General features: G+C 54.8%; 12 protein-coding genes. 4 read left to right on the forward strand and 8 right to left on the reverse strand.

Translation table 11 applies throughout. From position 1 onward, the window contains the following. Positions 1-3: 3 nt before the first annotated feature. Both BLU05_RS04840 and BLU05_RS04845 read right to left on the reverse strand, forming a co-directional pair. Positions 4-1,092 carry a hypothetical protein gene (locus tag BLU05_RS04840; RefSeq protein WP_091878045.1) on the reverse strand — a complete coding sequence of 363 codons (1,089 nt, stop codon included), beginning with the start codon at positions 1,090-1,092 and terminating at the stop codon, positions 4-6. 122 nt (positions 1,093-1,214) lie between these two features. Further along, positions 1,215-1,805 (reverse strand): thymidine kinase, encoded by a 591-nt coding sequence (locus tag BLU05_RS04845; protein ID WP_091878046.1) that lies wholly within the window; start codon positions 1,803-1,805, stop codon positions 1,215-1,217. Between the two features lie 190 nt (positions 1,806-1,995). On the opposite strand from BLU05_RS04845, the gene BLU05_RS04850 reads away from it, so the two are divergent. From BLU05_RS04850 to choV, 3 genes are all read left to right on the forward strand, one after another. Continuing rightward, on the forward strand, positions 1,996-2,937 hold the full coding sequence (locus BLU05_RS04850; RefSeq protein WP_091878047.1) for a choline ABC transporter substrate-binding protein: 942 nt from the start codon (positions 1,996-1,998) through the stop codon (positions 2,935-2,937). Between the two features lie 79 nt (positions 2,938-3,016). After that, on the forward strand, positions 3,017-3,859 hold the full coding sequence (gene choW / locus BLU05_RS04855) for a choline ABC transporter permease subunit (RefSeq protein ID WP_091878048.1): 843 nt from the start codon (positions 3,017-3,019) through the stop codon (positions 3,857-3,859). Then, positions 3,856-4,899, forward strand: a complete 1,044-nt coding sequence (choV, locus tag BLU05_RS04860) for a choline ABC transporter ATP-binding protein (RefSeq protein ID WP_091878049.1) — start codon at positions 3,856-3,858, stop codon at positions 4,897-4,899. Before choW ends, choV begins: the two co-directional genes overlap by 4 nt. Positions 4,900-4,920: 21 nt before the next feature. Here the strand turns inward: choV and BLU05_RS04865 are convergent, their stop codons facing one another. The 6 genes from BLU05_RS04865 to BLU05_RS04890 form a co-directional block, all read right to left on the reverse strand. Further along, entirely contained in the window at positions 4,921-5,190 is a 270-nt protein-coding gene (locus BLU05_RS04865) for a hypothetical protein (protein ID WP_091878050.1), read from the reverse strand. Positions 5,191-5,375: 185 nt separating this feature from the next. Beyond that, the gene (locus tag BLU05_RS04870; RefSeq protein ID WP_091878051.1) at positions 5,376-6,209 is read right to left on the reverse strand and encodes an ABC transporter ATP-binding protein; all 834 of its coding nucleotides are present in this window, start codon (positions 6,207-6,209) and stop codon (positions 5,376-5,378) included. Then, positions 6,206-7,060 carry an ABC transporter ATP-binding protein gene (locus tag BLU05_RS04875; protein WP_091878052.1) on the reverse strand — a complete coding sequence of 285 codons (855 nt, stop codon included), beginning with the start codon at positions 7,058-7,060 and terminating at the stop codon, positions 6,206-6,208. Before BLU05_RS04875 ends, BLU05_RS04870 begins: the two co-directional genes overlap by 4 nt. 4 nt (positions 7,061-7,064) lie before the next feature. After that, entirely contained in the window at positions 7,065-7,925 is an 861-nt protein-coding gene (locus BLU05_RS04880) for an ABC transporter permease subunit (protein ID WP_091878053.1), read from the reverse strand. A gap of 63 nt (positions 7,926-7,988) precedes the next feature. Beyond that, positions 7,989-8,996 carry an ABC transporter permease subunit gene (locus tag BLU05_RS04885; protein WP_091878054.1) on the reverse strand — a complete coding sequence of 336 codons (1,008 nt, stop codon included), beginning with the start codon at positions 8,994-8,996 and terminating at the stop codon, positions 7,989-7,991. Positions 8,997-9,048: 52 nt separating this feature from the next. Continuing rightward, entirely contained in the window at positions 9,049-10,653 is a 1,605-nt protein-coding gene (locus tag BLU05_RS04890; RefSeq protein ID WP_091878055.1) for an ABC transporter substrate-binding protein, read from the reverse strand. A 333-nt stretch (positions 10,654-10,986) separates the two neighbouring features. On the opposite strand from BLU05_RS04890, the gene BLU05_RS04900 reads away from it, so the two are divergent. Then, on the forward strand, positions 10,987-11,748 hold the full coding sequence (locus tag BLU05_RS04900) for a 3-hydroxyacyl-CoA dehydrogenase (protein ID WP_091878057.1): 762 nt from the start codon (positions 10,987-10,989) through the stop codon (positions 11,746-11,748). Positions 11,749-11,819 lie beyond the last annotated feature (71 nt).

Here is an 11,819-nt window from a genome sequence, read left to right on the forward strand (position 1 = left end):
GCATTAGCTCTGCACGTAATCAGCAGCGTTATGCTTCTTCAGGACTTCCGAGAACCGGCGTGAGAACGCATCATCGGCCAGCTTCTTGCGGCGCTGGATATCCTGCGTGCTGACCATGTTCTTCTCATGCATTTCGAGAAGGTCGCCAATATGCTTCTGTGCAGCAGCACCAACACCGGCCATGGTTTCTTCCGCTGCCGTATCGACCCGGCTGCCAAGTGTGTTGATCTTGTGCGCAACATCCTGCTGTGCCGCAGTTTTCAACGAATCTTCCAGCGCCTTGTAAAGCACGATGCGCTGTTCCGTATCGATGGAGAGCTTGTTGATCAGTGTGCTCTGCGCCGCGATCTGGTTGTTGAGCGAGTCGACAAAAGTCTGGAACATGGACGTGTAACGTTCCAGTGTCTGGCTTTCGGCCAAAAGCTCCTGCTCCTTCGCCTGACGCTCATTATACTCGGTTGCGAGTTTCGAGCGCTCACCTTCCAGTCCAGCACGGGTGCCCTGATCAGTGGAGGCGGCAATGCGGTTTTCGATGTCGAGCAACAACGGATTGAGTTCTTCAATACGCTTCTGTGTGGCTTCGAGCGATGCGACTGTCGTCTTGCGACGTTCGATCACATTGGCAAGGCTGGCTTCCGAGGTTTTGTACCGCGCATCGAGAACAGTCTTCTGTTCCTTCAGGATACCGACAATACGATCAGACTTGGAAAGCAGTTCCTGCAGATTGCCAGCCAGCGACATGTTGCGCACGCGGTCCGTGCGCAGGCGCTGCATCTTGTCTTTGGAGAAAACGCCAACCAGCTTTTCCCAGCCGGAATAGCTTTTCATGCTTTCAAATTCGGAACCGAAAACATTGGTCGCATCTTCAAGCCCAATGATCAGGTCGGCAATATTGCCTTCCATCACCTTCTGTTGACGCAAGACATCGTCAATCCGGGCATTTTCGATATCGAAATCGGGATTGCCAATCTTGGCGTCCGCCTTGGCGAATTTGTCGAGAACGACGCTGGACTGGTCAATTTTCGTCCGCATCTCATTGACCATGTTGCGGGTCTTTTCGATCTCGGTATCAAAACTCTGCAAACTCGCCATTCGTGTCTCCCCTGAATGCCCAGAACAAATTTATGTGTTATCTGCCGTCTGAATATAGACACGGCATTTAACGAAAAAAAGCCTGTAGAAAAATGACAGGCAATATTAAGCTGAAATATCGCTTAGTGGTCCGAAGTGATCCGCCCGGTTTCCTCTTCCCAATGCTTGCGGCAGAGCGAAACATAAACGGATTTCTCGATGGAGACCTGATCGCCCTCGACAATCGCCTTCCCCGCCGCGTCGTGGCGGACGACCATCGTCGCTTTCGAACCGCAATGACAGATGGTCCTGATTTCGCGCAACGTATCGGCAATCGCCAGAAGTTCTGCCGAACCCGGAAAAAGCTTGCCCTGAAAGTCAGTGCGCAAGCCGAAGCACATGACAGGCAGATGCAGCCGGTCGGCAACACGGGCCAGTTGCCAGACCTGTTCTCTGGTGAGGAACTGGGCTTCGTCGACAAAAACACAGCTCAAAGGGTTTTCCCCGTGTGCTGCGGCAATACGCGCGAAAAGATTGTCTTCATCACGATAGAGCTCGGCAGCAGCGGTGACGCCAAGACGCGAAGAAATCACGCCGACGCCGTTTTCCGCATAGTGCGCAGCCGTGAACATCATCGTTCGCATGCCGCGTTCCTGATAATTGTAGGACGCCTGCAACAGCAGGGTGGACTTGCCGGCGTTCATCGTCGAGTAGCTGAAATAGAGTTTTGCCATATCCGGGTTTAATCAGACTTGCGCCTGCGCTTGAAGCCTCTTGCCCGATGAAGGCGTAACTTTTACCGGAATATCAACAACTGTCGCGAATTGACCGGATTTATGCGCGGCTATGCTTGAACCCCTTCGAAATTGGTGATTGGTTCATGCTCTTAACAGCCGGTAGAAAACCGGAGAGGGAGAACAATCGATGAAAATGTTGACCAAACTCACTGTTTCACTGGCTCTCACACTCGCTGCGGGCACCGCTTTTGCCGCCGAGCCCGAGAGTTGCAAGTCCGTTCGATTCGCTGACGTCGGCTGGACAGACATTACCTCCACCACCGCAGCGGCAAGCGCCGTGCTCAAGGGATTGGGCTATTCCACGGATACAAAAGTCCTCTCAGTTCCGGTGACCTACGCTTCGCTTGGCAAGAAGGACATTGATGTATTTCTCGGCAATTGGACACCCAGCATGGCGGCGGACCTTAAGCCCTATCTGGACAACAAGACCGTCGAAGATCTCGGCCCCAACCTGACTGGCGCAAAGTACACTCTGGCCGTACCACAGTACCTCTATGATAAGGGCCTGAAAGACTTCAAGGATATCGTCAAATTCAAGGATGATCTTGGCGGCAAGATTTACGGCATCGAGCCGGGTAATGATGGTAATCGCTTGATCCTCGACATGATTTCCAAGGACGCCTTTGGTCTCAAGAGCTTTGAAGTTGCTGAATCATCCGAGCAGGGAATGCTTGCGCAGGTGGCCAAGCAGTCGAAAACCAAGGGGCCGATCGTTTTCCTTGGCTGGGCGCCTCACCCGATGAACACCAATTTCAAAATCCAGTATCTCTCCGGTGGTGATGATTTTTTTGGACCTGATTTTGGCGGCGCGACTGTTCACACCAATGTTCGCTCCGGCTACATGACCGAGTGCCCGAATGTTGGCAAACTTCTGACCAATCTCAAATTCGACCTGAAAATGGAAAATGAGATCATGGGCAAGATTCTTGACGATGGCGAAGATGGTCCGAAGGCGGCTTCCGAATGGCTGAAAGCCAATCCTGCTGTTCTCGATACCTGGCTTGCTGGTGTTACGACAGTTGACGGTAAAGACGGTCTGCCAGCTGTCAAAAAATCTCTCGGTCTCTAAGACCTGCCAATCATACCGTCCGGCGCATCCGCCGGGCGGTTCTTTCGCTTGATGCTGCAACCGACAGAGGAATTTTCGCTTGGACTGGCTAACACAAGACAAGATTCCGGTAGGCAAGACGGCAAAAGCCGTCGTCGACTGGCTCACGAACAATTTCGCCGGGTTTTTCGATGGGCTCGCCTATGTCATGCAGTCGTTCATCGACGGGCTCATGTTCGTTCTGAAATATCCGCATCCGCTGATCATGGTCGCCATTTTTTCCGCGATCGCCTATGCACTCAGGCGCTCGATTGCCGTGACACTGCTCACACTGTTCGGCTTTCTCTTCATTCTCAATCAGGGCTACTGGAAGGAAACGATGGAGACCCTGACGCTGGTTCTCTCCTCCTGCATCCTGTGTATGGGCATCGGTGTGCCCGTTGGCATCATTGCGGCGCATAGGCCGAAATTCTATTCGGCCATCCGCCCCGTGCTTGATCTCATGCAGACGCTGCCAACCTTCGTCTATCTGATTCCGGCTATTGTCTTCTTCGGTATCGGCATGGTGCCCGGCCTGATCGCAACGGCAATCTTTGTTCTCCCCGCCCCGATCCGGCTGACGCATCTTGGCGTTTCCTCGACACCTCAACATCTGGTCGAGGCAGGCGAGGCCTTTGGCGCGTCATCAAGCCAGCTTCTTTGGAAGATCGAGCTTCCCTACGCCATGCCGCAGATTCTGGCCGGCCTGACGCAGACCATCATGCTGTCGCTTTCCATGGTGGTTATTGCGGCGCTTGTTGGTGCTGATGGCCTCGGCGTTCCCGTTGTTCGCGCGCTCAACTCCGTCAATACGGCGCTGGGTTTTGAAGCGGGCCTTGTCATCGTGGTCGTCGCCATCGTGCTCGACCGTATTTTCCGTCCCGGCAAGGAGCCAGGTGAATGACCGCGATCACACTCGAAAACGTTTGCATCATTTTCGGCAAAAAGACCGAGGGCGCGCTGTCACTGGCCGATCAGGGCAAAAGCCGCTCGGATATTCAGGCGGAAACCGGCCATGTGCTTGGTGTCCACAATTGCTCGATCACCATTGCCGAAGGTGAAATCCTCGTATTGATGGGCCTGTCAGGCTCGGGAAAATCCACGCTTCTGCGCGCCATCAATCGCCTTAATCCGATTTCGCGCGGTTCGGTCGTCGTGCATCACGGCGGACGCTCGGTCGATGTCGGCAAGGCCGACAAGAACACACTGCGCGATCTGCGCAAACACCTTGTTTCCATGGTGTTCCAGCAGTTCGGTTTGCTGCCCTGGCGCACGGTGGAAGAGAATGTCGGTTTCGGCCTCGAACTGTCAGGTGTTTCCAAGGAAGAGCGTGCGGAAGCGGTCGAACAGCAACTGGCTCTCGTCAATCTCAAGGACTGGGCCAAGCGCAAGGTCGGTGAACTCTCCGGCGGCATGCAACAGCGCGTTGGCCTCGCTCGTGCCTTCGCGACAGGCGCACCGATCCTGCTCATGGATGAGCCCTTCTCGGCGCTTGATCCGCTCATTCGTACCCGCCTTCAGGATGAACTATTGAGTCTGCAGGAACGGCTGAAGAAAACCATTGTCTTCGTCAGTCACGATCTCGATGAAGCCATGAAGATCGGCAACCGCATTGCCATCATGGAAGGCGGGCGCATCATCCAGTGCGGTACGGCGCAGGACATCCTGCTCAATCCTGCCAATGAGTATGTTGCGGATTTCGTTTCCAACATGAACCCGCTCGGTGTGCTCCGAGCCGAAGACATCATGGTTCCGCTCGACCGCAGCAGGCCCGCCAACCGTCCCTTCGCAGCAACGGCACGGCGGGATACCCCGGTGCGTCAGGTCATGCAGGCGGTATCAAAGAATGGCGGCGATGTTGGCATTGTCGAGAATGGTTCCATCCTCGGCATGATATCCGCCGATGATATTGTGCGGGGACTGCTCAAACACCAGCGAAATTAGGCCAACACCGCGGCACACCAGTTATTTATCGTCGCTGTCTTCATCCTCATCATCGCCGGCCTTGTTGGCTGGTTGCCACGCGTGCGGCGTCACCTTCTTCTGCGTGTTTGAATCGGTGAATATCCACCAGCCGGCGTCAGTCTCGTCCCACTGACCGCCGGTCGCCTTCAGGCGATCAAGCGAACGGTATTGCGCGAGGGATTCGTTTTCCTGTCCGTCTTCATCTTTCCAGAAGACCTGAACCTTGCTGCCGTCTTTCGGGGCAGTTGCGATTGGCTGACGTCCGGTCATGATACCTTCCTCCCTGCAAATCTGTTGTGCGTGATTTGTGGTCCGTGGTTCGACAAGCTCACCATGAGGGAGAGGGGTGATGCAACGCTAATCGCAAAGATTGCAAAATTAGCCCCCCCTCACCCTGAGCCTGTCGAAGGGCGAACCAGAAACCCACGCAACGCACAATTCTGCCACCAGCAAAATCAGGCAGCTGCTTTTTTCTTCTCCAACCGCGCCCGGATACTGGCGACATCAGACTTTGGCGTGGCGGCAAACAGTGTCTTGGTATAGCTGTGCTGCGGGTTTGAGAACACTTCCTCGCGCGTGCCGTACTCAACCACTTCACCATAATACATCACCATCACCTCATCGGCGATGTAGCGCACCACAGACAGGTCATGGCTGATGAACACATAGGTCAGGTTGAACTCGTCCTGCAGATCCGCCAGCAGGTTGAGCACCTGCGCCTGAACCGAAAGATCAAGCGCCGAAACCGGCTCGTCCAGTACCAGCAGGCTTGGGCTCATCATCAGAGCCCTGGCAATGGCAATACGCTGGCGCTGACCACCGGAGAACATATGCGGATAGCGGTTGTAGTGCTCGGGACCAAGCCCGACCTTGACCAGCATCTGCATGGCAAGCTCGCGCCGTTCAGCAGTGGTCTTGTTGGTGTTGAGCAACAGCGGCTCACCCAGGACTTCACCGATCTTCTGGCGCGGGTTGAGCGATCCATAGGGATTCTGGAAAATGATCTGCACCTTGCGGCGCATTTCCGGTGTTACCCGGTCCTTGGCGATGTTGATGGGCTTGCCATCAATCAGCAATTCGCCTTCAGACTGCGGATCAATCAGCGTCAGAATGCGGCCAAGCGTCGACTTACCGCAACCGCTCTCACCGACAATAGCAAGGGTCTTGCCCTTTTCCAGCGTAAAGCTGACGCCCTTAACCGCACGCACGGTCTTGGGCTTGCCGAACAGGCCCCCACCGACATGATAGTCGCGGACAATATTGCGCCCTTCAAGAACGATCTCGCTCATGATGCTGCTCCTGCATTGGCGGCTTCGTTCTTCATAAAGTCTGCAACGGTTGACAGGCGGTCGCCCGTCGCGTTTTCCGGCAAGGCAGACAGAAGGGCACGCGTGTAAGGACTCTTGGGTGATTCAAACAGAGAGAGCACATCAGCCTCCTCCATTTTGCGCCCCTTGTACTGAACGATCACGCGATCAGCGGTTTCAGCAACAACGCCCATGTCGTGGGTGATCATGATCAGACCCATGCCGTGCTTGGCTTGCAGGCTGACCAGCAGGTCGAGAATCTGCTTCTGGATCGTCACGTCAAGCGCTGTGGTCGGCTCGTCGGCAATCAGCAACTTTGGATTGCAGGCAATCGCAATGGCGATCATGACGCGTTGGCATTGACCACCAGACATCTGGTGCGGGAACGAATTCAGCCGTTCCTCCGGCGTGGGAATACCAACCTGCTGCAACAGCTCGATGGCACGCTTGCGCCGGGCCTTGCCATCCATTTTCATATGGAAACGCAAAACTTCTTCCAGCTGGAAACCAACCGTAAAGCATGGATTGAGGCTTGCCATCGGCTCCTGAAAAATCATCGCCACGTCGCGGCCAACGATTTCCCGGCGTTGTTTGGTGCTCATGGTCAGCATGTCATGACCGTTGAAAGCCATTTTGTCAGCGGTCACAGTTGCGGTCTTCGGCAACAGGCCCATGACGGCAAGCATGGCCACTGATTTACCCGAGCCGGATTCGCCAACAATGGCCAATACTTCGCGAGCTTCGACGTGAAGGTCGATCCCCTGCACCGCCATGAACTGGCCGGAACTCGTGTCGAACCCAACCGAAAGATTCTTGATTTCAAGCAGAGCCATGATCTTAGCTCCTCTTCAGTTTGGGATCGAGGGCGTCGCGCAAACCGTCACCAACGAGGTTGATTGCAAGCACAGTAATCAGGATTGCGAGACCGGGGAATGTAACAACCCACCAGGCGCGCAGGATGAATTCGCGTGCTTCCGCCAACATCGTACCCCATTCTGGTGTGGGCGGTTGTGCGCCCATGCCAAGAAAGCCAAGCGCAGCCGCTTCAAGAATGGCATTGGAGAAGGACAGTGTTCCCTGCACGATCAACGGTGCCAGACAGTTCGGCAGGATCGTCTTGAACATCAGGCGTATATGACCAGCACCGGCAAGCTTTGCGGCGACTACATATTCGCGGTTCTTTTCGCTCATCACGGCAGCACGCGTAAGGCGCGCAAAGTGTGGTTGCAGAACCAGCGCAATGGCAATCATCGCGTTAAACAATCCCGGTCCAAGAATTGCCACCAGCACGAGTGCCAGAAGCAGCGGCGGGAAAGCGAGAATGATGTCCATGATGCGCATGATCAGCGCATCAACCCAGCCACGGAAATAGCCGGCAAGCACGCCAAGGATCACGCCCGTGACCATGGAAAGCGTTACGACGATCAGACCGATGAACAACGAGAAGCGCGCGCCATAAATCAGACGTGACAGCAGATCGCGGCCAACGGCGTCTGTACCCAGCAGAAATGTCGAATTACCGCCTTCCTGCCATGCGGGTGGTGTCAGCAGCGATTCGCGAAACTGTTCATATGGCGCATGCGGAGCGATGAACGGCCCGAGGATTGCGACAAGTACCAGAAAAATCAGAGTGACAAGCCCGATAACAGCGCCCTTGTTAACGCTGAAATAGAACCAGAATTCCGTGAACTGGCTCATGCGGCCCGATGAAGGGGCGGCGGTGAGCGTTACGGGAGGGGAAACTTCGTTAGTCACGGTTCCTCACTTTACGCGGATACGCGGGTTGACGACCGCATAGAGCAGATCGACAATCAAATTGACGGTCATGACGATGAGCGCGACCAGCATAAGGCCACCCTGAACGACGACGTAATCACGCTTGGCGATCGCATCGATCATCCATTTGCCGATGCCTGGCCAGGAGAAGATCGTCTCGGTCAGGATGGCACCGGCCATGAGCAGACCCATTTGCAGACCAATCGTCGTGATGACGGGGATCATGGCGTTACGCAGCGCATGAATGCCGATGACACGCTTCGGGGCAAGGCCCTTGGCGCGCGCTGTACGCACATAATCCTCACCCAGCACTTCCAGCATGGCAGAACGTGTCTGGCGGGCGATAACCGCAAGCGGAATCGTCCCAAGCACGATCGTCGGCAGGATAAGGTGCGAGAATGCCGACTTGAATGCGCCCTTCGGCCCCGAAATCAGGCTGTCGATCAGCATAAAGCCAGTTGTCGGCTTGAAGAAATAGACCAGATCCATCCGGCCCGAAACTGGCGTCCAGTGCAGAATACCCGCGAACAGGATAATGAGCAGAATACCCCACCAGAAAATCGGCATGGAATAACCAACCAGTGCAATACCCATGCTGAGCTGGTCGAAGATCGAACCACGCTTGACGGCGGCAAAGATGCCAGCGGGAATGCCGATGATGACGGCAAACAGCATGGCGCAGATGCTCAGTTCAAGCGTTGCCGGAAAGAGTGATAGAAAGTCGGCCAGGACCGCGCGTTTGCTGGCGATCGACGTGCCGAAGTCCCCGTGAAAGATATTCCACAGAAACGAGAAATATTGCTCCCAGATCGGTCTGTTGAAGCCAAACTGCTCCATCAGCATCTGGTGGCGCTCTGGCGTCATGCCGCGTTCGCCTGCAAGCGCAATGATGGGATCGCCGGGAAGCAGGCGGATGAAGATAAAGGCCACAAAGCTGATACCAATAAATGTCGGGATCAGCAGCAGCACTCGTGAAGCGATATATCGGAACATGGTAACCTAATAAAAAGCGGTACCGGCCGAAGCCGGTACCGCGAGGAGTGATTTACTCGGTGATGTCAACATCGGCGAAGTTGTGAACGCCGAACGCGCTTTGCACGTAACCGGTCACATTCTTCGTCGTAACATCGGTTACCAACGAGTGCGCCAAGGTAGCCCATGGTGCTTCACGCTTGAAGATAACCTGAGCCTGTTCGTAAAGCTTGGTGCGTTCAGCCTGATCGGCAGTCACAGCAGCCTTGTCGATGAGCGCGGTGAACTCCTTGTTGCACCATGCGGTACGGTTGGCCTGACCAACAGCCTGGCACGAAAGCAACACGGCCAGGAAGTTGTCCGGATCACCATTGTCACCGGTCCAACCGAGAATGACGGCACCGTCATGCTTTGGATCGGACGCGCGCTTCAGGTATTCCTGCCAATCGTAGCTGACGATTTCGACCTTCACACCAACCTTGGCAAAATCGGACTGCAGAAGTTCTGCGGTACGACGGCCATTTGGCATGTAAGGGCGTGCAACCGGCATTGCCCAGATCTTCATCGACAGATTCTTGACGCCAGCCTTTTCGAGAGCCTTCTTGGCCGCTTCAGGATTGTATTCGTCATCCTTGATGGCCTTGTCATAGGACCACATTGTCGGCGGGATCGGATTAACAGCCGGTGTGCCCTGACCGAGATAGACAGCGTCTACAATAGCCTTCTTGTCGATGGCCATGTTGAGCGCCTTGCGCACTTCCGGCTTGTCGAAGGGTGCCTGTGTCGTGTTGTAACCAAGGTAAGCAATATTCAGGCCCGGCTTCTGAATGACCTTCAGATTGGCATCGGCCTTGAGGCCAGCCACATCAGCCGGATCAGGATAGATCGTAATATTGCATTCCCCGGCCTTGATCTTCTGCACGCGCACGGCAGCATCCGTGGTTACAGCAAAAATCAGGTTGTCGACCTTTACCTTGCCCTTGAAATAGCCCGGGTTGGCTTCGTAGCGGATGGCTGTGTTCAGCTGATAATCAACGAACTGGAACGGTCCGGTACCAACAGGCTGCTCATTGAACTTCTGCGGTGTACCGTCAGCCTGTAGCTTGTCGGCATATTCCTTCGATACGATCGAGGAAAAATCCATCGCAAGACCTGCAAGCATAGGGGCGCTTGGCTTGTTCAGCGAAATCTTGACAGTCAGGTCATCGACCTTCTTGACTTCCTTGATCAGCTTGGGGAAGTCCATGCTTTCAAAATATTCGTAGGTGGCGCCATCAACATATTTGGCCCACTTGCTGCCTTCCTTCTGACGCTCGAACGAGAAAACGACGTCATCAGCATTCATATCGCGGGTTGGCGTGAAAAAGCTGGTTGTCTGGAACTTGACGCCCGGACGAAGTTTGAATGTGTATTCAAGACCATCATCGGAAATCGTCCAGCTCGCTGCCAGGCTTGGCTCGACTTCGGATGTACCCAGCTTGAATTCAACGAGCTTGTTGAAGACAGCCTGCCCGGTCGCATCAAGCGTTTCACCGCCGGTATAAAGTGCTGGGTCGAAACCGCCGGGAGCAGCTTCAGAGCAGAACACGAGATTTTTCGCCGAGGCTCCACCTGCCATCAGCCCACCCGTCAACATTGCAAGCGCTGTCGCCGCAAGGAATTTCTTGTAGGTCTTCATTTTTCCACCTTCAGAGGTTTTTTGTGTTGCCGGCCCCCTTGCCCGCAACCGAGGTTGCATGGAAGCCTTTGCAATGTCGCAATGCAAGCAGATTTATTCGCAGTCAACCTTCCAGCGGGCGAAGAATTGAAGATTCTGGGGAAATTTTTTAACAAAGCCACAAAAATAGCGAAATTCACTAAATGTGGCGGCCTGAACTTTTGTTATGCATTGTTTATAAATCAACATATTCTTGCATCGCGGGTGCTGTTCCCTTGCTTGTCGAGCAAATATCGGCTGGATCAAGTCCCAAACTCGTGCCAGAAGACTTGAAAACCAGCGAGGAGACGCATTGTGAATATTCAGGGCCAAACAGCGATTGTAACGGGCGGCGGGTCCGGCCTGGGAGCAGCCACGGCGCGCGCACTGGCGGAAAAAGGCGCGAAAGTTGCACTTTTTGACATTAATCTTGATGCAGCGCAAAAAGTGGCCAGCGAAATTGGTGGCTTGGCAGTCGCCTGCAATGTCTCCAGCGCCGACCACGCGCAGCGAGCTGTCACCGATGTCGCAGACAAGCTGGGCACGACGCGAATCCTCGTTAATTGCGCCGGTATCGCCAATGCCGGACGGATTGTTGGCCGTGATGGTCCGCATGATCTTGAGCTTTACCGCCGTGTCATCGAAGTCAATCTCATTGGCTCGTTCAACATGCTTCGGCTCGTCAGCGATGCAGCCTCCAAACTCGATGCGCTTGAAACGGGCGAACGCGGTGTCATTATTTCAACAGCATCAGTTGCCGCCTTTGACGGCCAGATTGGTCAGGCGGCCTATGCCTCGTCAAAAGCCGGTATCGCAGGCCTGACATTGCCGGCAGCGCGCGAACTCGCCCGCTTCGGTATCCGGGTCATGTCGATAGCACCCGGAATCTTTGGAACACCTATGCTTTTGGCCATGCCGCAGGACGTTCAGGAATCGCTGGCAGCCTCCATTCCCTTCCCTTCCCGTCTTGGCAAACCCGAGGAATATGCAGCGCTGGCACTGCATATCATTGAAAACCCCATGCTCAACGGCGAAACGATTCGTCTTGACGGCGCCATCCGTATGGCGCCTAAATAAGACAGATTAAGCAGGTTCAAGCGAAAAACGGGATACACCTCAGGGTTGTGATGCGACCAAAAGTCCGTGCA

It is taken from the genome of Phyllobacterium sp. OV277 (assembly GCF_900104355.1).
Taxonomy (GTDB): Bacteria; Pseudomonadota; Alphaproteobacteria; order Rhizobiales; family Rhizobiaceae; genus Phyllobacterium.